The sequence below is a fragment of the Kribbella sandramycini genome (assembly GCF_013131805.1).
Taxonomy (GTDB): Bacteria; Actinomycetota; Actinomycetes; order Propionibacteriales; family Kribbellaceae; genus Kribbella; species Kribbella sandramycini.
Map to the genome: position 1 here is coordinate 510,105 of NZ_JABJRC010000001.1, position 19,638 is coordinate 529,742.

Here is a 19,638-nt window from a genome sequence, read left to right on the forward strand (position 1 = left end):
GGGCACCCGGTACGCGACCGACAACAGCTTGGAGCGAACACGATGAAGTACGTGCTGGCCGGCGCCTCCGGCTTCCTCGGCCAGGCCCTCGCTCGCGACCTGGCCGCCGACGGGCAGGACGTCGTCCGCCTGGTCCGCCGCGCGCCCGCCGCACCTGACGAGCTGCGCTGGGACCCGGCCCGCGGTGAGCTCGATCTGGACGCCATCGCCGACGCCGACGTCTTAGTGAACCTGGCCGGCGCGAATATCGGCCGGCCGTGGACACCGACGTACCGGGCGGTGCTGCGGGAGAGCCGCGTCAGCACGACCAGCACGCTGGCGAACGCTGCCGCCAAGCTGGACCGGCGCCCCACGGTGATCACGCAGAGCGGCGTCGGCGGATACGGCCTCGACCGCGGCGACGACGTCCTCACCGAGGACACCCCGCTCGGCGACGGCTTTCTCGCTGAGGTCGTCCGCGTGTGGGAGGGCGCGCTCGACCCGGCGCGCGAGGCCGGCTGCCGCGTCGCCTCGCTGCGCACAGGCGTCGTCCTCGGCCGGAAGGCGCCCGCGTTCCAGCTGCTCAGCCTGCCCTTCCGGTTCGGCCTCGGCGGCCGCTTCGGCTCGGGCACGCAGTACTTCCCCGTCGTCTCACTCACCGACTGGCTCCGCGCCGCCCGCTTCGTGGCGGACCACGAAACGTTGACTGGTCCCATCAATGTCACCCTTCCCAATCCGGTCACCAACGCGGAGTTCGCCCGCGAACTGGCCAAAGCCCTGCATCGCCCCGCTCTGATCCCTGTCCCGGCGGCGGTGATGAAGGCCGCCCTGGGCGAGTTCGCCTGGGAGTTGCTCGGCAGCAACCGCGCCCTGCCCACTCGCCTCCAAACCGCCGGCTTCACCTTCCGCCACCCGAACGCTCCCGAAGCCATCACTGCCGCCCTTCACACTTAGCCCGCCGGGCACCCCGGCCCTCCCCAGTCATCTCTGCCCTCCACAGTCATCTCGGCTGGACGCAGGCCTCGCAGTACGTCATGCGGGCGTGATGGATTCGATCCGCCAGGTGGGGTTGGGCGGCGGCGTCAGGGTGAGGGTGATCAGGCGGGTGGTGGGGCTGCCTGGCGGGAGCTTGGTCGTGGCGCCGGTTCGGGTGATGGCCTGGCCTTGGGCGAGGTGGTCGGTGGTGCGGAGGGTGACGCTGGTTGTGGACTGGCGGACGACGGTGTTGCCGTCGATCTGGATCTGGAGGTTGCGGATGCGGATTCCTTTGCGGCGGTAAGTGGTGAGCAGGGCTCGATCGGACCGCCAGGGCTGGGTGTTCGGCATGTAGATCCGGTCGAGGGATTCGAGATCGAGGCTGGCGAAGGCTTGGGCACGTTGCGCATCCAGGGCTTGAAGGACGGCCAGCCAGTCGACGGCCGCCCGGGTGGCGGAGTGTGGCGGTGTGGGCGTCTGGCTCGGACGGCTGGGGTTCGAGAGTGCGGCGGTCGGCTCGGTGGTTCTTGGGGACGAGGTTGGTCGGGGCGTGGTGGTGAGGACGCCTTGAGCTGCCAGGCCGAGGGCGAGGACTACGGCGGCGCCCAGCGCGACGGCTGCCAGGACGCCGTACGCGGGGTGGGCGGTGTGGGTTCTCAGGCGCAAGGTGTGGATTAGCCGAGCTGGGAGGCTCGGCGGGGGTTGGGCGCGCGGGGTGGTCGGTGAGTCGTTCGGGGTGGACCAGGTGACGGCCGGCTCCAGGTGGGTGGTGCCGATCAGTTGGGACTGGGCCGGGTGGATGACGTGGGTCCGGGTCAGGCGGGCCAGCGGGTCGTTGGGAGTTGGCTCGGGTGTGGGGAAGGCGATGGGCTCGGGAGCGGCAAGGGTGAGGAGGTGGTTGGGGAGTTTCTGCGGTGGGGTGTCGGTGAAGAGGGACGGCGGGAAGAGCGAGCTCGGTTCGGCGCAGGTGTCGGTCAGCGCGGCCAGGGCCAGGTAGTCGTTCGGGGTCGAGGGGTCGGGAAAGCGGGCGCTGGTCAGAGGGCGGAGGTTGCGGGTGTGGAGGGCGACGTCGGTGAGGACCGGGCGGCCATCGGCGTCGAAGAGGATGTTGGCGGGCGTGATGCGGCCGTGGACGAGACCGGTGCGGTTGAGGTGGAAGAGGACGTCGGTCAAGGGGCTGAGGAGGGTGACGAGCTCGCCGGGCGACAGCTTGCCGCGTCGGGTGAGGAGTTGGGCGAGGGAGCCGGCGGCGACATGCTGGCTGAAGACGAGCCACTCCGCGGCGAACTCGCGGACCTCCAGCACGTTGGCCAGATGCGGATGCCGGATGCGTTGCAGGATGAGGAGATCGTCACGGAACTGCTCCTGTCGATGGATCGCGGTCACGGGAATGCGTTTGAGCACGGCGTTCCGCCCGGAGGCGAGGTCGCGGACCTGCCAGACAGCGCCGGCCGACCCGGACCCGAGCCTCCGGCGCAGGCGGTAGCCGGCCAGGTCGTCGAGTTCCATGACGAGAGAATGCCGCGTTTCCGTCCGGCGCCGCCGAAGTTATCCACAGGCTCGGGCGGAGGCCGCCGCCCCGGGCTGGGATCGGCGGCCTACACTCGAAGGCGTGAGGGCTATCAAGTACGTGGAGGCCGGGTTCGGCGACAGCGCGGTCGGCTACGAGACCGCGTGGGCCGAGCAGCGGCGGCTGCACGCCGAGGTTGCCGAAGGCACCGGTTCGGACACGGTGATCCTGCTCGAGCACCCGCCGGTCTACACCGCCGGTAAGCGCACCGAGCCGCACGAGCGCCCGCTCGACGGGACGCCGGTCGTCGACGTCGACCGCGGCGGGAAGATCACCTGGCACGGGCCCGGTCAGCTGGTCGGGTACCCGATCGTCAAACTCGCCTCACATGTCTACGTCGTGGACTACGTGCGCCGCCTCGAGGAGGCGCTGATCGCCGTCTGCGCCGAGCTCGGCGTGACCACCGGGCGGATCAAGGGCCGCAGCGGGGTCTGGGTCGCCGCCGACGAGCGCGGCCGCGCGCGGAAGATCGCGGCAATCGGCATCCGGGTCACGCAAGGCGTGACGATGCACGGGTTCGCGCTGAACTGCGACAACGACCTGGCCTGGTTCGACCGGATCGTGCCGTGCGGGATCTCGGACGCCGATGTCACGACGCTGTCCAAGGAGCTCGGGCGCGACGTACCGGTCACCGAGGTGCTGGAGCCCGTGCGCCGCGAGCTGGACCGGATGCTCGCGTGGGACGAGTACGAGCGGACGCCGGATATCGCGTCCGGTCCGCCGGCGGGGATCACCTACGGCCTCACGGTGTGACCTTCGCGCACTGAAAGTAGTTGCCTGTCGGGGAGACTGCGAAGTGTCTCCCAGGCGCGGGCCGGAAACGTCGCTACGGTGGGGGCGTGTCCAAATTTCTTGGGTTCTTGCTCGGGGTGGCGGTCGCGCTGGCCGGGCCGGCGGTGTTCGGAGTACTCGCGGCGCCGGGCGGCATCCAGCTGAATGCGAAGGGGATGGTGCTTGCCTATGGCATCGGCGCGTTGCTCTTCTGGGCGGTGGTGTCGTACTTCTCCGGCGCCGCCGCGATCGGGGCGTTCCTCGCCTTCGGCACGCTGGTCTACTGCTGGCTGTGGATCCCGAACCGGACCACGAACTTCCTGAACGACGTCCCCGGGGTGACGAACGGGATGGTCGAGGGGACGCGGCAGTTCACGCTGAACGGCGTCGTACCGATTCTTACTGTTATCTCGCTGGTGTACGCGATTCAGCTGATCGTGCGCGGGGTGCAGCGGCGTCGGCGTGCGCGGGCGGAGGCCGAGCGCCGGCAGCGCGAGCAGGAAGCTGCGCAGGCGCAGCAGGAGGCGGCGGCTGCGGCGGTTTATCCGGTTGCGGCTGGTGGGTATGCGGAGGATGGGTACGGCGGGTCGGCGTACGAGTCGTACGACCGGTCGGGGCGGTATGACGATCTGTTCGATGAAGAGCCGGTGCGGCCGCGGAGTCAGGCTGATGAGCACACTGCGCAGTTCCCGGTCGCGGGTGCGCCGGTGGGTGAGCCGGAGCGGACGGCGTCGTTCGAGACTGTTGCCGGTGGCAACGAGCGGGACGAGACGGTGGTGGCGCCGGGTGATCGGGACGAGACCGTTGTCGCGCCGGTTGATGCTGCTGTCGAGGATCCGGGTGAGGATACCCAGCCGATGTTGTTCCCGAGCACCGGTGGCGCTGAGCCGGAGAACACCCAGCCTGTCCCCGTGCAGCCCTCCGCGGGTGGGTCTGCAGGTGGTGGGTCTCCTGAGGCGGCCGGGGAGTCTGTGGGGGCTCGCGACGCGGCGGCCGAGGAAAAGCAGGAGGGTGGAGCGCAGGAGCCTGCAGCCGGTGGTTCCGCTGGTGGTCCGGTGGCGGGTGAGACGGCTGCCGGTGGTTCCGCTGGCGGTCCGGTAGCAGGTGGGTCGGCGGCAGCTGGTTCTGCAGCAGATGGGTCCGCGGTTGGTGGGTCTGCTGAGGCGGCCGGGGAGTCTGTGGGGGCTGGCGATGCAGCGGCCGAGGAAAAGCAAGAGGGTGGGGCTCAAGGGCCTGGGGCTGGTGGTTCCGCAGCTGGTGGTTCCGCAGCTGGCGGGACTGCTGCTGGGGGTTCCGTTGGTGGGCCGGTAGCCGGTGGTTCTTCAGCAGGTGGGGCTCAGGGGCCTGCTGCTGGGGGTTCCGTTGGTGGGCCGGTAGTCGGTGGGTCGGCGGCAGGTGGGGCTGTGGTGGGTGGTGCTGCTGGTTCGGGCGCTACTCCCCCGGTTGAGGCGGCTCCGGGGGCTATTCCCCCGGTTGAGGCGGCTCCAGTGGCTACTCCCCCGGTTGAGGCGGCTCCGGGGGCTACTCCCCCGGCCGAGGCGGGTCCGGGGGGTGCTTCGCCGGTTGAGGGGTCTGGTGGGGGGTCTTCGCCGGTTGTTACGCCGCCGGTGGCTGTTGTGCCGGTTGAGGAGCCGCCGGTGGGTGAGGAGCCGGTTGAGGGGGCTCGGCGGGTTGGGCCGGTGGAGCGGGTGGGGACGCAGTATCGGGAGCGGATGGAAGATCCGGAGGATACTGGGGAGTTTCATTTGGGGGCTTTTGAGGGGCCGTTCGGGGCGGCGGGGGTGCGGCCGGCGGGGGCTTGAGAGATGTGAGTGCGTGGCGTGGGCCCGGTGGGCTCACGCCACGTGCATTTGGTGGGTGGGGTGGGAGTGGCGGGCCTGGGCGGCTACGGCCTCTTCGTAGGCGGCGGTGGCCATGTGGAGGACGTCGGGAGCCATCTGGGAGCGGGGGGACTCGGTGCTCCAGGCGAGCAGGAGGCGGCGGTGGATGGGGTCGCCGACCAGGGGTCGGGTGATGACGTCGGTGGAGAGCAGGCGGTAGGACGTCGGGGAGACCAGGGCTACGCCTTGGCCGCTGGTGACGAAGCCCATCAGGACCGAGGTGTCGACGGAGTGGTGCTCGACCTTGGGCTGGAAGCCGGCTTGTTCGCAGGCAGCCCGGAAGAGCACATGGAAGCCGCTGTCGTCCGGCGGTTCGCCGATCCACTCCTCGTCGGCGAGGGCGCCCAGCTCGACCTCAGCACCGGGTTTGCGGGCGATCGGGTGGTCGGCGGACATGACGACGTACGCCGATTCGGACTCGACGACCGTGACGGCCTCGACCCCTGTCGGCAACCGGAGCTCGAACCCGGGGAACTCACGCAGCAGCGCGAAGTCGAGCCGGCCGCTCTCCAGCTGCTGCAGCAGCACGCTCGTCGACCACTCGACCTCGATGCTGACCTGCTCGATCTCGCCGTGCTCCCGCAGCCGGGACGCGATCCCCGACATCGGCGCGGTCGGGAAACCGCCCAGCCGGACGGCGCTCGACTCGACCGCGGTCATCGCCGACACGGTCGCGGCGAGGTGGTCGACGTCGACCAGGATGGCCCGGGCCCGATCGACGGCGTACCGACCGAGGGCGGTCGGGGTGACGCCGGTGCGGGAGCGCTCGAAGAGCTCACCGCCGAAGGCGGCCTCGATCCGTTTGAGCTGCGCGGTCAGGCTCGGCTGGCTCACCTTCAGCCAGCGAGCGGCCCGCCCGACGGACCCCGCCTCGGCCACCAGGACGACGACACGGAGATGGCGCAGCTCCACATTCATGCGTTGAGACCGTAGTCGAGGTCAAGACACAGCACACAGGCATCCTACATCACGGTTTCGTTACAGCCGGAGCGAAAGTTGTAACGCTCGCCCCGGCCGTCACGATAGGTCAACGCGCTTCGAGCGCCATCGCCTCGCGGTAACCGAGCCGGCGGCCGGTCTGCAGCAGCGTCCGCTCGTAGAGCCGGGCGCCGAGCCGGATGATCAGCACCGTCGTCGCGATCAGGATCGCGATCGCCGCCAGCGGCTGCCACAGCGGCACGTCCTCGGTCAGCATCCGCCCCGGCATCGACATCGAGGACGCGATCGGCACGAACGAGGCCACCGTCTTGGCCGTCGACCCCGCGAACACCGAGAAGAAGAACGGGATCATCAGGATCATCTGCCCGGGCAGCGTGGTCGACCCGAGGTCCTCCTGCCGGGTGGCCAGCGAGCCGGCCACCGCCCAGAGCCCGGCCAGCGCCACGAACCCGAGGATGAAGAAGACCACGAACCAGCCGACCACCGGCCCGATCACCGACAGGATGTCGAGCTGGTCGGTCACCGTCAGACCGATCACCGAGCCGATCGCGATCACCAGGATCTGGCCGAGCGCGAGCGTCGCGTTCCCGATCACCTTGCCCCACAGCAGCGACCGGATCGGCACCGAGGCGGCCAGGATCTCGACCACCCGGCTCTCCTTCTCCTGGACGACGCTCTGCGCGATCATCATCCCGAAGCCGAGCGCGGTCATGTAGAACACCAGCGCCATCCCGAGGTTCACGAAGTCGCTCACGCCCGCCGGGAGCGAGCCCGGTTCCAGCAGCTCCTGAGTCACCTGCGTCCCCGCGCGCAGCTGCTCGGGCGTCAGCCCGACCTTCGCGGCGTTCTGCTCCATCCCGACCGCGGCGACAGCGGCCCGCAGCCCGCTCTCGACACCGGAGTCGACCTTCTCCTTGCCGATCAGCACGTAGCCGTCGGCAGCGGGCACCAGAGCGGCCGCGGCATCGGTCTCGAGCCGCTTCTCCGCCTCGGCGCGGTCGGCGACCCGGACCGCCTCGTACCCGCTCCCGCCCGCGGCGGCGTCCGCCTGCGCGACGACAGCCGCGCCGGCATCGCTGGTCACCGCGATCTTGTCCGGTTCGCTGTTCCCCGATAGCAGGGCCGGCACGATGACAGCGGCCAGGACGACGACCAGCATCACCAGCGTGGAGCCGATGAAGGTCTTGTCCCGCAGCTTGGTGGTGATCTCCCGCTCGGCGATCAGCATCCACGGCCGATCAAGGGTCCGGTCGTTCATCGGGTCGCCTCCCGGAAGACGTCGCTGAGGGCCACTCGCTCCGGCCCGAACTCCAGGACCGGACCGCGGCCGATGGCCTGCTGAAGGATCTGCTGGGCGACGGCGTCGTCCTCGACGTCGAAGAGCGCCGTACCGCCGGCCACGTCGCGCACCCGCAGACCGGGCAGGTCGCGCAGCCAGCCCGCGTCGCCGTCGACAACGAGCCGGTACGTCGGGGTCTGGCTCGCGGCGAGCTCGGAGACCGGACCGGCCGCGACGACCTTGCCCCGCGACAGCACGACCAGGTCGTCACAGAGGCGCTCGACCAGGTCGAGCTGGTGGCTGGAGAACAGCACCGGCACCTCGGGCGTCACCTCCTCCCGGAGCAGGTCGACCATCGCGTCGACGGCCAGCGGGTCGAGGCCGCTGAACGGCTCGTCGAGGACCAGCGCGATCGGCTGGTGGACGAGCGCCGCCGCGATCTGCACTCGCTGCTGATTGCCCAGCGACAGGTTCTCCAGGACGTCGGTCGCCCGCTCGGCCAGCCCGAGCCGCCCGATCAGCTTGTCGACCCGCTCGGCCGCGGCGCCGGCCGCCAGCCCGTGCAGCCGGCCGAAGAAGATCAGCTGGTCGCGGATCTTCATCTTCGGGTACAGCCCGCGCTCCTCCGGCATGTAGCCGAAGTCCTGCCGGACCGCCTGCGTCAGCGGCTTGTCCTGCCAGAACACCTCTCCGGAGCTCGCGGCGAGTACGCCGAGGATGATCCGCATCGTCGTCGTCTTACCGGCACCGTTGGCACCGACGAACCCGGTCATCCGGCCCGGGACGACGTCGAATGTCACGTCGTCCAGCGCGAGCTGTTCACCGAACCGCCGAGTGAGCCCAGCCACCCTCAGCATCCGTCCACCCATCCTTTGTCACATCGGCCCCCGTCGTAACTCAAAGTTAGTGACCGCGGGCCCCGCCGGACGTCGGCCGCGCGGTTGATCACCCACGTCATCCGCGCGACGGAGGGCGTGGCGTACGCCACGGTCCGTCGTTGTCACATCCGGCGTGTCCACGTGGTCCAGGCTGGTGACGGCAGCAGCAGGGAGGATCATGATTTCCGTGAGTGACGACGACCTCGAGCAGGCAGCGGCGGTTTTCAACGAGGTCCGGCCGCGGTTGTTCGGCATCGCCTACCGCATGCTCGGCAGCGCGTCCGAGGCCGAGGACATCGTCCAGGACGTCTGGCTGCGCTGGCAGCTGGCCGACCGCAGCGTAGTACTCAATCCAGCGGCCTACCTGGCAACGGCTACCACGCGGCTGGCGATCAACGCGACGCAGTCGGCCCGGGTCCGCCGGGAGGCGTACATCGGTCCGTGGCTGCCCGAGCCGGTCGACACCAGCGCGGACCCGTACCTCGGCGCGGAGCGCGGTGAGGCGCTGGAGTTCGCCGTACTGCTGCTGATGGAGCGGCTGTCGCCCAACGAGCGAGCGGCGTACGTACTGCGGGAGGCGTTCGACTACCCGTACAGCCAGATCGCAGACATCCTGCAGCTGAACGAGCCGGCCGTGCGGCAGCTGGTCAGCCGCGCCCGCAAGCACGTGGACGGCGAACGCCGGATCGCTGTGGACGCCGCCGAGCAGCAGCGGCTGCTGACCGCGTTCGTGAACGCAGCCAAGTCAGGTGACCTGCTGGAGCTGGAGGGGCTGTTCGCACCCGATGTGACCAGTGTGTCCGACGGCAACGGCAAGGCGCGCGCATCGAAGTTCCCAGTGGTCGGCAGCGAGCGGGTGGCGAAGTTCTTCCGCTCCTTCCACACCAGGTTCTGGGTGGGCGTCGAGACCGTGTGGACGCAGATGAACGGCGGACCGGCCCTGATCGTCATTGCCGACGGCAACATCCGCAACATCATCACCGTGAGCGCGTCGGCGGAGGGCATCTACCGGGTGAACGTCCAGATGAATCCGGACAAGCTGCAGCGGGCCAACGCGGCGCTGGCCCGCTGAGCAACAGCTACTACTCCTCTTCGAGCGCCTTCACCGCACCGAGCAGGCTGGTCAGGCCGGCCTGCTCGACGGCCTCCTCGGCCGGGTCCATGATCCACTGCTCGACCGGCAGTGCGGCGTCCGGTACGGCGGACTGCATCGCCTGCAGCTCCCCCTCCACCTCGGCCTGCAGCCCGTGCAGGAACTCCTCGCGCTCGCCGCTCACTGCTTTTCCCAGTCGGCGTAGTGGATGCGGCCGAGGGTCACCTCGTCGATCGGGACCAGCGCGTCCTCGGCGACCACGGCGCCGTAGTACGTCGCCTCCGGGTCGGTGATGACCTCGCGCGGGTCGCCCAGGTCGGCCAGCGCCTTGCGGAAGAACTCGTCCATCCGGCTCAGCTCCGGCCCGGCGACGTCGATCCGCTTGTTCAGCGGCTCGCCGGCGGCGGTCTTCGCGACCGCGTCCGCGACGTCGTCGCCGGCGATCGGCTGGAAGTTCACCGGCTGGATCCGGACGGCGCCGTCCACCTCGGAGGAGTCCGCGATGGCCTTGACGAACTCGTAGAACTGCGTGGCGTGCACCAGCGAGAACGGGATGCCAGAGGTCTGGATCAGCTCCTCCTGCGCGACCTTGGCGCGGAAGTAGCCGATCTGCGGCGAGCGCTCGGTGCCGACGATCGACAGCGCCACGTGGTGCCCGACGCCGGCCTTCTTCTCGGCCTCGAGCAGGTTGGTGGTGGAGGTCCGGAAGAACTCCAGCACGGCGTTGTCCTCGAACGACGGCGAGTTCGACAGGTCGACCACGACCGACGCGCCCGCCATCGCCTCGTCGAGGCCTTCGCCGGTGAGCGAGTTGACACCCGTGTTGGGCGCGGCGGCGATCGCCTGGTGCCCGTGCGCCTCCAGCCGCCGTACGACCTTCGATCCGATCAGTCCGGTGCCGCCGATCACGACGATCTTCACAACAGTCTCCTGTCCCCTGGCACCCGACTGGCGCCGCTCAACTGTCACGACCGGACAGCCCCCGGGTTTGTGACATCGCCCGTCACATTTCTGCCAGCCGGGCTGTCATGAGGGGCAGAGCCCCCATGAGAGGAGACCCCGGGTGCCGACCACACGCCTCCGGATCCGGATGACGGCCCGGCCGATCGACGAGCCGCACCGCACCGCGAGCCCGCTGGAGCTGCTGTTCGACCTCACCTTCGTGGTGGCGGTCGCGGCAGTGACCGCCGAGTTCGCGCACAGCATCGCCGACGGTCATCCGGACGTGCTCGGCTTCTTCCAGGTGTTCTTCGCGATCTGGTGGGCCTGGATGAACTTCACCTGGTTCGCCTCGTCGTACGACACGGACGATGTCCCATACCGGCTCCTCACGATGGTTCAGATGGCCGGAGTCCTCGTGCTGGCCGCCGGAGTGCACGCGGCCGCGAGCAGTGGCGACTACCGGATCGTTCTGGCCGGCTATCTCCTGATGCGGGTCGGTCTGATCGCGCAGTGGCTCCGTGCTGCCTACGAGGACGTAGAGAGACGGCGTACGGCGCTCAAGTACGCCGTGGGCATCGCGGTCACCCAAATCGGGTGGGCCTTGGCGCTGGTCGTCCTGGACCTGTCACTACCGTCGTTCGTCGTGCTCGTCGTCCTGGAACTCGCCGTGCCGCGCTGGGCCGAGCACTCGACCGTGACGACGAACTGGCATCCGCATCACATTGCCGAGCGGTACGGCCTTTTCGCGATCATTCTGCTCGGTGAGAGCGTGCTAGCCGCCAGCCGCGGGGTGCAAGCAGCAGTCGAGGCGGACCAGGTCGGCGGTGCATTCATTCTGGTCGCCGGCGCCGGACTGGTGCTGCTGTTCGCCCTCTGGTGGCTCTACTTCCTGCACCCCTCCGGCGAAGGCCTCAGCGAACGCCGGGCGCACTCGTACAGCTGGGGCTACGGCCACTACTTCCTCTTCGCCGCCTTGGCCGCACTCGGCGGTGGACTGGAGGTGGCCGTCGAAGAAACCACCCACGCATCGCAGGCCGTCGGGTACGCCGTCGCCCTGCCGGTAGCTGTGTTCCTCACCATGCTGTGGCTGGTACACGCGCCGATCGTGAGCCCGCCGGTCACACCGCTCATTCTGGTGCTCATCAGCGTGACCGTCGTTCTGATGCTCCCGCTGGTGCTGTCAGCGGTCGGTGTGGTGCTCGGATGCGCGGCCGTCGTCGTGCTGCTCGTCGCTGCGGTGCTCAGCCGGCGAGGTCGTCGCCCGGCGTGACCAGGCCGCACTCGTAGGCGAAGACGACGGCCTGGACGCGGTCGCGCAGGCCGAGCTTCAGCAGCACCCGGGAGACATGCGTCTTGACCGTGGCCTCACCGACGAACAACTGGTTCGCGATCTCGGTGTTGGTGAGGCCGCGGGCGATCAGGCCGAGCACCTCCCGCTCGCGGTCGGTCAGACCCTCCAGCAGGTCCGGGCGGTAGACCCGCTCGCCACCGCCGGTGAATCGCTTGATGACCCGCCGGGTGACCTCCGGCGCGAGCAGTGCATGCCCCGAGTGCACGATCTGGATCGCCTCGACCAGGTCCTCCGGGGCGGTGTTCTTCAGCAGGAAGCCGCTGGCCCCCGCGCCGAGCGACTCGAACAGGTAGTCGTCGCGGTCGAACGTGGTCAGGATCACCACCTTGCCGGCCTCCGCGGCGACGATCAGCTGCGTCGCGGTGATCCCGTCCATCCCGGGCATCTGGACGTCCATCAGGACGACGTCCGGTTTCAGCTCCTTGGCCAGCTCGACGGCCCGAGCGCCGTCGGCCGCCTCGCCGACGACCTCGATCTCGGGCTCGACCGACAGGATCATCCGGAAACCGGCCCGGACCAGGTCCTGGTCGTCGACCAGCAGGACGCGCATCATGCTTCGACTCCTCGTTGCACCGGGATCCGGACGCGGACCCGGAAGCCGCCGACCGGCCGGGGGCCGATCTCGCTCTCACCACCGAGCAGACCGACCCTCTCACGAATCCCGACATGCCCCAGCCGGCTGCCGACCGGAGCGTGCTTGGGCCGCCCGTCGTCCAGGACCTCCAGCTCGACGGCGTCGCCCAGGTAGCGCAGGGTGATGTGCGCGCTGCGGGCGGTCGAGTGCCGGCGTACGTTCGTCAGCGCCTCCTGCGCGATCCGGTAGACCGACACCGAGACCGTCTCGGGCAGCTGCAGCGGCGCCCCGATCTGGTGGAAACCGACCGCCAGCCCTTCGCCGTTCACCTCGGCGATCAGCGCGGGCAGCCGGTCCGCGCCCGCGCGCGGCGCCTTGGTCTCCGGGGTGTCGACGTCCAGATCGGGGTCGGCCGCGCGGAGCATGCCGAGCAGCTGGCGCATCTCGTTCACCGCGGTCCGGCTGGACTCCTCGATCACGCTCAGCGCGTTGCGAGCCGCCTCCGGGTCCTTCTCCATCACGCGCCGGGCGCCGCCGGCCTGGACGCCGATGCTGCTGATGTGATGGGCCACGACGTCGTGCAGCTCGCGGGAGATCCGCAGCCGCTCGTCGATCACCGCCCGGCGGGCGTTCGCCTGCTGCTGGGTGGCCAGCTCGGCCGCCTGCCGCTCCAGCTCGTACCGCTGCCGGGCGATCCCCCACGCCGTCCGCCCCCAGAAGTAGGCGCCGAAGAAGTAGACGGCGTTCAGCGCGACGCCGAGGATCACACTCGACACGTACGGCGACAGCAGCGCCTTGTTCGGCCCTTCGATCGCGTTCGCCTGCAGCGCCTCGATGAAATTCAGCGTCAGCCAGCCGAACATCACGACGAAGACCAGCCCGTTGGCCGCCTTCATCAACCGCCGGTCGCGCGCCCAGGCCGTGGCGGCGTAGATCGCCATGAACATCGAGGCCTGGGTGACCAGGTTGCCGCCGAAGGCGACGAACGTCCGCTCCCCGGTGACCACGAACAGCGCCGCGACCACGAGCAGGACCGGGATCGGGTACCGGCGGCGCAGGCACAGCGGCAGCGCGATCGCCGCGCTCAGCACGTACGCCTCGACGCCGCCGAGGCCGAGGTCGGCCGCTTCGGGGTACCCACCGCGGGCCAGCTCGGTGCCGAACACGCCGAGCAGCGCCAGCACCACGCCGAGGATCAGGTCGTTGCGCTGCTCCTCGCGGGTCGGGCCCGGGCGGGTCCAGCCGTCCGCGGGCGTCCCGATACCGGGCGGCGTGCCAGGCTCCGCGGCGGCCGGCGTACTGCCGAGGTGAAGGGTGGCCATAGCTCATCAGCGTAGGGCCTGGGCGGCGTTCTGCTGCAGTCGCGAGCAGGTGATCGGGGCGGTAGCTCGGTGTGCGAGGGCGGAGGGGTCGATGCGGAGCATCGTCGCCTTTGCACCCGTGCGGCGAGATGCCGTGCCGAGTGCCGCGCAGCACGCAGCAGAATGCTGGCCAGGCCCTACGGGTGGATGACGCCTGAACGTGGGCGCGTACTCTGGGAGTCGTGACGATCGCCCCTGAAGGACGGAAACTGCTCAGGCTCGAGGTGCGCAACGCGGAGACCCCGATCGAGCGCAAACCCGAGTGGATCAAGACGCGGGCCAAGATGGGACCGGAATATCAGGCCCTGCAGAAGCTGGTGAAATCCGAGGACCTGCACACGGTCTGTCAGGAAGCCGGCTGCCCGAACATCTTCGAATGCTGGGAAGACCGCGAGGCGACCTTCCTGATCGGCGGCGACCAGTGCACCCGGCGCTGCGACTTCTGCCAGATCGACACCGGCAAACCCGAGGCGCTGGACCGCGACGAGCCGCGCCGGGTCGCCGAATCGGTCCGGACCATGGGCCTGCGGTACGCGACCGTGACCGGCGTCGCCCGTGACGACCTGGAGGACGGCGGCGCCTGGCTGTACGCCGAGACCATCCGTCAGATCCACGAGCTGAACCCGGGCACCGGCGTCGAGATGCTCGCGCCGGACTTCAACGCCGTCCCCGAGCAGCTGGCCGAGGTGTTCTCCTCGCGGCCCGAGGTGTTCGCGCACAACGTCGAGACGGTGCCGCGGATCTTCCGCCGGATCCGGCCCGGCTTCCGCTACGAGCGCTCGCTCGACGTGATCACCCAGGCCCGGGACTACGGCCTGGTCACCAAGTCGAACCTGATTCTCGGCATGGGCGAGACCCGGGACGAGGTCAGCGTCGCGCTCAAGGACCTGCACGCGGCCGGCTGCGAGATCATCACGATCACCCAGTACCTGCGCCCGTCGGTGCGGCACCACCCGGTCGAGCGCTGGGTGCGGCCGGAGGAGTTCGTCGAACTGCAGGACGAGGCGACCGAGATCGGATTCGCCGGTGTGATGTCCGGTCCGCTGGTACGGTCGTCCTACCGGGCCGGGCGGCTGTACCGTCAGGCCGTCGAGTCACGTATGAACGCTGCCCAGGCATAACAGGACAAAGGTAGAGATGGCCAAGAACGACGCGCCCGCCGAGAAGACCAGCCGGCTCAAGCAGATCCGGTCGGCGTACCAGCTGACCAAGAAGTCCGACCCGACGGTCGGGCTGGTGCTCGCGGGGATCTTCCTCGGCATCGTGGCCGTGTTCGTCGCGGCCGGCTTCTTCGTCGGGCCGCTGCTGGTCTGGATCCCGCTCGGTGTGGCGCTCGGCTTCCTGGCCGCCACGATCGTCTTCGGCCGCAAGGTCGAGAAGGCGGCGTACAGCCAGATCGAGGGCCAGGCCGGCGCGGCCGCGTCGGCCCTGCAGACGCTGCGCCGCGGGTGGAACGTCACGCCCGCGGTCGCCGTCACCAAGAACGCCGACATCGTGCACCGGGTGGTCGGCCGCCCGGGCATCGTGCTGGTCGGCGAGGGCCAGGCGAGCCGGGTCAAGAACCTGCTGGCCGCCGAGGGCAAGAAGCACACCCGGGTGGCCGGCGGCGCGCCGGTGATCACTCTCGTCGCCGGTCAGGGCGAGGACGAGATCGACATCCGCAAGCTGACCAAGCACGTGATGAAGCTGCCGCAGGCGCTGCAGCCCTCGGAGATCACCGACCTGCTGCAGCGGCTGAAGGCGCTGGACGCCGTCCGCCCGCAGGTCCCGATGCCGAAGGGTCCGGTCCCGACCAGCCTCAAGGGCGCGCGCCAGGCGATGAAGGGCCGCTGACCGAGCGACGGATCTGTAACTCGACGGCCCCCGGGACCGTTGAAGGGGCGGGGAGCAGGGTCCGCCACCGCACGGACCGCGACTTGGCACGAGTGTGCCTCCGTGTCGCCACCGCGTGTCGGCTCCGGGCCTTAAGGTGCGACCAGGAGCGGATTCCAGGGGTGAGGTAGGAACGATGACGGATCTGATGCCGGCGGCGCACCAGCCGGTGGCCGAGCAATGGCCCACCCTCGCTCCCCCGCGCTCGAACCCGATCCGCCGGGTCGGCGCGCTGGTCGCCATCCGGATGATCGCCAAGGATCTGCCGGCCACGATCCATCTCGAGGGCAAGTCGTACGGTCTCGGCGGCCCGGCGATGCGGGTGCACCGCGGCGCCGCCTTCCTGGACCGGCTCGGTCAGGACGCCGGCTCCGGGTTCGGTGAGGCCTACCTGGCCGGCGACTGGGATCCCGAGCCGGGGACGGATCTGGCCGATCTGCTGGTGCCGTTCGCCGAGCGGTTCAGCAACGAGGAGACCCGGCATCTGCTGCCGAAATGGGCGCAGTCGCTGCGCTGGCTGGTGACGCGCTCCCAGCCCGGCGAGCAGGAGAACGACCGGGCCGGCGCCCGGGAGAACATCAGCCGGCACTACGACCTCAGTAACGGCATGTTCGCGGAGTTCCTCGACCCGACGCTGACATACTCCGCGGCGTACTTCGGCGGCGGCGATCCCACGGCCGATCTGGCCACGGCGTCGTACGACGAGCTGTCGCCGGCCCAGCTCGCGAAGCTGGACGCGATCCTCGACGCGGCCGGTGTGCAGTCCGGCTCGCGGGTGCTCGACATCGGCTGCGGGTGGGCCAGCCTGGCGATCCGGGCCGCGCAGCGCGGCGCCTGGGTGACGGCGATCACGATCGCCGCGCAGCAGGCGTTGCTCGCGCAGCGGCGGATCGCGGACGCCGGGGTCAGCGATCGGGTGCAGGTCGCGCTGCGCGACTACCGCGACCAGATCGGCGAGTTCGACGCCGTTCTGAGCGTCGAGATGATCGAGGCGGTCGGCGAGAAGTACTGGCCGGTCTACTTCGACGCGATCGAGCGGCGGCTCGCGCCGGGCGGCGTCGCCGTCGTCCAGGCGATCGTGATGCCGCACGAGCGGATGCTGGCGACCCGCAACACCTTCACCTGGGTGCAGAAGTACATCTTCCCGGGCGGCCTGATCCCCTCGGTGAAGGTGATCGAGGAGGTGACCGCCGAGCACACCGGGCTGCGGCCGGAGGTCCTGCTGCACCTCGGCGCCGACTACGCGCGCACGCTGCGGATCTGGCGCAACCGCTTCATCGAGCACTGGCCCGCGATCGAGGCGCTCGGGTTCGACCCGACGTTCCGGCGGATGTGGGAGTTCTACCTCGCGTACTCCGAGGCCGGCTTCCGGACGGGATACCTGGACGACGTGCAGATGCGGTTCACCCGGCGTTAGACCTGATGCAGGTTCAGGATCGCGCGACCGCCGCCGACGTACGGGACGCGGAGGTTGATCCCGGGGCGGTCCTTGGCCGGGCCGGGGAGTTTGCTGCCGCAGCTGACCGCGGTGCCGCCGGGGCGGAAGTTGACCACGCAGCCGGGGGCGAGGCGGCCGCTGCCGCCGCCGGAGCGGCCGGAGATGGTGAAGTCGACGAACTTCCCGATCTTGCCGATCTTGAGCGCGCCGCCGCGGAACTTCAGGGTGGTGGACGGGCGGAGCAGGACTTCACAGCTGCCGTCGCGGCAGGCCGAGTAGTCGGAGCCGTCCTTCGCCGTGGGGGTCGGCGTGGGTTTCGGGGTCGGCTTGGGCGTCCGGCTCGGCGGACTAGGGAGTGTCGGCGTCGGCGAGCTGACAGTCGGAGTCGGCGTACTGGGCGTTGGGGTGTCCTGAGCCACCGGCTCGCTGGAGCCGCAGGCGGCCAGGGCCAGCAGGGGTACGGCGAGCAGGGCGACGCGGGACGTGTGCACCCGATCAGCTTGGCGGCGGCTTCCGGCGTCCGGCGCCGGATGGCAGGGAGCTGCCAGGTCAGCGGCGGACGACGATGGTGCCGGCGGCCCGGTCGTGCAGGCCCCGGCGGTCCCGGTCGTAGACGGCCGCGGGGATGACGAGGCAGATCAGGAACGTGCGGATGACGCCGCCCAGCAGACCGACCTGAGCGGTGTATCCGCCGCTCGCACCCGGGTTCAGCCGGATCACCCGCAGACCGAGCACGCGGTGGCCGATCGTGCCGCCGGCCAGGCCGCTCAGGATCGCGCTCATCGCGAAGAACGTGACCAGTTGCGCCGTCCCGAAATCGTTGCCGCCCGCCCAGATCGGCTTGCCGGTGATCGCGGAGGCGATCAGGCTCGCGAGCAGCCAGTCCAGCAGCAGGGCGCCGATCCGCCGGCCCCAGCCGGCCGCCGACCCGGGCCCCTCCTCGGGCAGGCCGAGCCGATTACCCGGAAAACGGAACTCGCCGGAGGGTCCTGTGCCCGGCTGGGCCGATGATGCCATGATGGCTAGCCTACGGACATGCCCTGGGCCGCCGGACGGCGGATCTGAACATCTCAGGGCGTGACGGCAGCACGCCAGTGGGTCAGCGCGGACACGCTGGGCGTAACACCAGCGAAACACTGGGGTCACGGCCGAGTAATCGGCAGGCCCTAGGTTCGAGTCAATCTCTGAGCCACCCCGAGGAGTTCGTATGTTTTCCAGCGCTGAGGAGCTGCTCGCCTACGTCAAGGACGAGGGCGTCGAGATCGTCGACGTCCGGTTCTGTGACCTGCCGGGCATCATGCAGCACTTCACCGTGCCGGTGTCGTCGTTCGGACCGGAGGTCTTCGAAGACGGCCTGGCGTTCGACGGTTCGTCGGTCCGCGGTTTCCAGCAGATCCACGAGTCCGACATGAAGCTGCTGCCGGACCCGACCAGCGCGTACATCGACGAGTTCCGCAGCGCCAAGACGCTGGTGGTCAACTTCTTCGTCCACGACCCGCTGACCGGCGAGGCCTACTCGCGCGACCCGCGCAACATCGCCCGCAAGGCGCAGGAGTACCTGAAGTCGACCGGGATCGCGGACACCGCGTTCTTCGCGCCGGAGGCCGAGTTCTACGTCTTCGACGACGTCCGGTTCGAGACCAAGGCGAACTCCTCGCACTACTCGATCGACTCCGTCGCCGGCGCCTGGAACACCGGCCGCGTCGAGGACGGCGGTAACCGCGGGTACAAGGTCCGCTACAAGGGCGGCTACTTCCCGGTCGCGCCGACCGACCACTTCGGCGAGCTGCGCGACGACATCACGCTGGCCCTGGAGCGGTCCGGCCTGATCGTCGAGCGCGCCCACCACGAGGTCGGCACCGCGGGCCAGGCCGAGATCAACTTCCGCTTCGACGAGCTGCTCAAGGCCGCCGACGACGTGATGAAGTTCAAGTACATCGTCAAGAACACCGCCTGGCAGGCCGGTAAGACCGCGACCTTCATGCCGAAGCCGATCTTCGGCGACAACGGCTCGGGGATGCACTGCCACCAGTCGCTGTGGTCCAACGGCGACCCGCTGTTCTACGACGAGTCCGGCTACGGCGGCCTGTCCGACACCGCTCGCTGGTACATCGGCGGCCTGCTGAAGCACGCGCCGTCCCTGCTCGCCTTCACCAACCCGACGGTGAACTCCTACCACCGCCTGGTCCCCGGCTTCGAGGCCCCGGTCAACCTGGTCTACTCCAGCCGGAACCGCTCGGCCTGCATCCGGATCCCGATCACCGGCTCGAACCCGAAGGCCAAGCGCATCGAGTTCCGCTGCCCCGACCCGTCGGCCAACCCGTACCTGGCCTTCGCCGCCCAGCTGCTGGCCGGCCTCGACGGCATCCGCAACAAGATCGAGCCGGCCGACCCGGTCGACAAGGACCTCTACGAGCTCCCCCCGGAGGAGCACGACGGTATCGCCCAGGTCCCCACCTCCCTCCCGGCCGTCATCGACGCCCTCGAGGCCGACCACGAGTTCCTCCTCGAAGGCGACGTCTTCACCAAGGACCTCATCGAGACCTGGATCGACCTCAAGCGCACCCAGGAGATCGCCCCCATCCAGCTCCGCCCGCACCCGCACGAGTTCGAGCTCTACTACGACGTCTGAGTCGTAACCCCGCACTCCCCGAAGCCCACCCGGTGTCCCGCCGGGTGGGCTTCGTCGTGTCTGTCGAAATTGGGGGTGGGCGTTCGTAGCGTGGGTAGTGGCGG

At 69.7% G+C, this 19,638-nt stretch carries 19 protein-coding genes; 9 read left to right on the forward strand and 10 right to left on the reverse strand.

Annotation, left to right across the window (positions count from 1 at the left end; all coding sequences use genetic code 11):
* The first annotated feature begins 42 nt into the window (after positions 1 to 42).
* Positions 43 to 933: a TIGR01777 family oxidoreductase gene (locus HPO96_RS02180; RefSeq protein ID WP_171670539.1), complete on the forward strand. Its 891-nt coding sequence runs from the start codon at positions 43 to 45 to the stop codon at positions 931 to 933.
* Positions 934 to 1,011: 78 nt separating this feature from the next.
* Here HPO96_RS02180 and HPO96_RS02185 read toward each other — a convergent pair whose 3' ends face one another.
* A complete protein-coding gene (locus HPO96_RS02185) occupies positions 1,012 to 2,463 on the reverse strand; it encodes a protein kinase domain-containing protein (protein ID WP_171670541.1) in 1,452 nt (483 codons plus the stop codon).
* A 103-nt stretch (positions 2,464 to 2,566) separates the two neighbouring features.
* Here HPO96_RS02185 and lipB point away from each other — a divergent pair, with 103 nt between their 5' ends.
* Together lipB and HPO96_RS02195 are read left to right on the forward strand one after the other, a co-directional pair.
* Positions 2,567 to 3,277, forward strand: a complete 711-nt coding sequence (gene lipB, locus HPO96_RS02190) for a lipoyl(octanoyl) transferase LipB (protein ID WP_337796477.1) — start codon at positions 2,567 to 2,569, stop codon at positions 3,275 to 3,277.
* Between the two features lie 86 nt (positions 3,278 to 3,363).
* The gene (locus HPO96_RS02195; RefSeq protein ID WP_171670545.1) at positions 3,364 to 5,097 is read left to right on the forward strand and encodes an MFS transporter; all 1,734 of its coding nucleotides are present in this window, start codon (positions 3,364 to 3,366) and stop codon (positions 5,095 to 5,097) included.
* Between the two features lie 33 nt (positions 5,098 to 5,130).
* Here the strand turns inward: HPO96_RS02195 and HPO96_RS02200 are convergent, their stop codons facing one another.
* The 3 genes from HPO96_RS02200 to HPO96_RS02210 form a co-directional block, all read right to left on the reverse strand.
* A complete protein-coding gene (locus HPO96_RS02200; protein WP_171670547.1) occupies positions 5,131 to 6,093 on the reverse strand; it encodes a LysR family transcriptional regulator in 963 nt (320 codons plus the stop codon).
* A 109-nt stretch (positions 6,094 to 6,202) separates the two neighbouring features.
* Positions 6,203 to 7,372, reverse strand: a complete 1,170-nt coding sequence (locus HPO96_RS02205) for an ABC transporter permease (RefSeq protein ID WP_171670549.1) — start codon at positions 7,370 to 7,372, stop codon at positions 6,203 to 6,205.
* Positions 7,369 to 8,250: an ABC transporter ATP-binding protein gene (locus HPO96_RS02210; protein ID WP_171670550.1), complete on the reverse strand. Its 882-nt coding sequence runs from the start codon at positions 8,248 to 8,250 to the stop codon at positions 7,369 to 7,371. The genes HPO96_RS02205 and HPO96_RS02210 overlap by 4 nt, the downstream gene beginning before the upstream one ends.
* A gap of 208 nt (positions 8,251 to 8,458) precedes the next feature.
* Here HPO96_RS02210 and HPO96_RS02215 point away from each other — a divergent pair, with 208 nt between their 5' ends.
* The gene (locus tag HPO96_RS02215) at positions 8,459 to 9,343 is read left to right on the forward strand and encodes an RNA polymerase sigma-70 factor (RefSeq protein WP_337796478.1); all 885 of its coding nucleotides are present in this window, start codon (positions 8,459 to 8,461) and stop codon (positions 9,341 to 9,343) included.
* Between the two features lie 10 nt (positions 9,344 to 9,353).
* On the opposite strand, the gene HPO96_RS02220 is transcribed toward HPO96_RS02215, so the two are convergent.
* Both HPO96_RS02220 and HPO96_RS02225 read right to left on the reverse strand, forming a co-directional pair.
* A complete protein-coding gene (locus tag HPO96_RS02220) occupies positions 9,354 to 9,548 on the reverse strand; it encodes a hypothetical protein (RefSeq protein WP_171670554.1) in 195 nt (64 codons plus the stop codon).
* Entirely contained in the window at positions 9,545 to 10,285 is a 741-nt protein-coding gene (locus HPO96_RS02225) for an NAD(P)H-binding protein (protein WP_171670555.1), read from the reverse strand. Before HPO96_RS02225 ends, HPO96_RS02220 begins: the two co-directional genes overlap by 4 nt.
* Before the next feature lie 142 nt (positions 10,286 to 10,427).
* Here HPO96_RS02225 and HPO96_RS02230 point away from each other — a divergent pair, with 142 nt between their 5' ends.
* A complete protein-coding gene (locus tag HPO96_RS02230; protein WP_337796479.1) occupies positions 10,428 to 11,576 on the forward strand; it encodes a low temperature requirement protein A in 1,149 nt (382 codons plus the stop codon).
* On the opposite strand, the gene HPO96_RS02235 is transcribed toward HPO96_RS02230, so the two are convergent.
* Positions 11,548 to 12,210: a response regulator gene (locus tag HPO96_RS02235; protein WP_171670557.1), complete on the reverse strand. Its 663-nt coding sequence runs from the start codon at positions 12,208 to 12,210 to the stop codon at positions 11,548 to 11,550. The two genes, HPO96_RS02230 and HPO96_RS02235, sit on opposite strands and share 29 nt — an antisense overlap.
* A complete protein-coding gene (locus HPO96_RS02240; RefSeq protein ID WP_171670559.1) occupies positions 12,207 to 13,553 on the reverse strand; it encodes a sensor histidine kinase in 1,347 nt (448 codons plus the stop codon). The genes HPO96_RS02235 and HPO96_RS02240 overlap by 4 nt, the downstream gene beginning before the upstream one ends.
* A 221-nt stretch (positions 13,554 to 13,774) precedes the next feature.
* Here HPO96_RS02240 and lipA point away from each other — a divergent pair, with 221 nt between their 5' ends.
* From lipA to HPO96_RS02255, 3 genes are all read left to right on the forward strand, one after another.
* Entirely contained in the window at positions 13,775 to 14,713 is a 939-nt protein-coding gene (gene lipA / locus HPO96_RS02245; protein WP_337796480.1) for a lipoyl synthase, read from the forward strand.
* A gap of 16 nt (positions 14,714 to 14,729) precedes the next feature.
* Complete coding sequence (locus tag HPO96_RS02250; protein WP_171670560.1) at positions 14,730 to 15,425, forward strand: DUF4191 domain-containing protein; 696 nt, start codon at positions 14,730 to 14,732, stop codon at positions 15,423 to 15,425.
* A gap of 175 nt (positions 15,426 to 15,600) precedes the next feature.
* A complete protein-coding gene (locus HPO96_RS02255) occupies positions 15,601 to 16,881 on the forward strand; it encodes an SAM-dependent methyltransferase (protein ID WP_171670562.1) in 1,281 nt (426 codons plus the stop codon).
* Here HPO96_RS02255 and HPO96_RS02260 read toward each other — a convergent pair.
* On the reverse strand, positions 16,878 to 17,393 hold the full coding sequence (locus tag HPO96_RS02260) for a hypothetical protein (RefSeq protein ID WP_171669879.1): 516 nt from the start codon (positions 17,391 to 17,393) through the stop codon (positions 16,878 to 16,880). The two genes, HPO96_RS02255 and HPO96_RS02260, sit on opposite strands and share 4 nt — an antisense overlap.
* A gap of 58 nt (positions 17,394 to 17,451) precedes the next feature.
* Positions 17,452 to 17,919, reverse strand: coding sequence for an RDD family protein (locus tag HPO96_RS02265; protein WP_171670563.1), 468 nt, complete (start codon positions 17,917 to 17,919; stop codon positions 17,452 to 17,454).
* 190 nt (positions 17,920 to 18,109) lie between these two features.
* Here HPO96_RS02265 and glnA point away from each other — a divergent pair, with 190 nt between their 5' ends.
* A complete protein-coding gene (gene glnA, locus HPO96_RS02270) occupies positions 18,110 to 19,534 on the forward strand; it encodes a type I glutamate--ammonia ligase (RefSeq protein ID WP_171670565.1) in 1,425 nt (474 codons plus the stop codon).
* Positions 19,535 to 19,638: the final 104 nt, after the last annotated feature.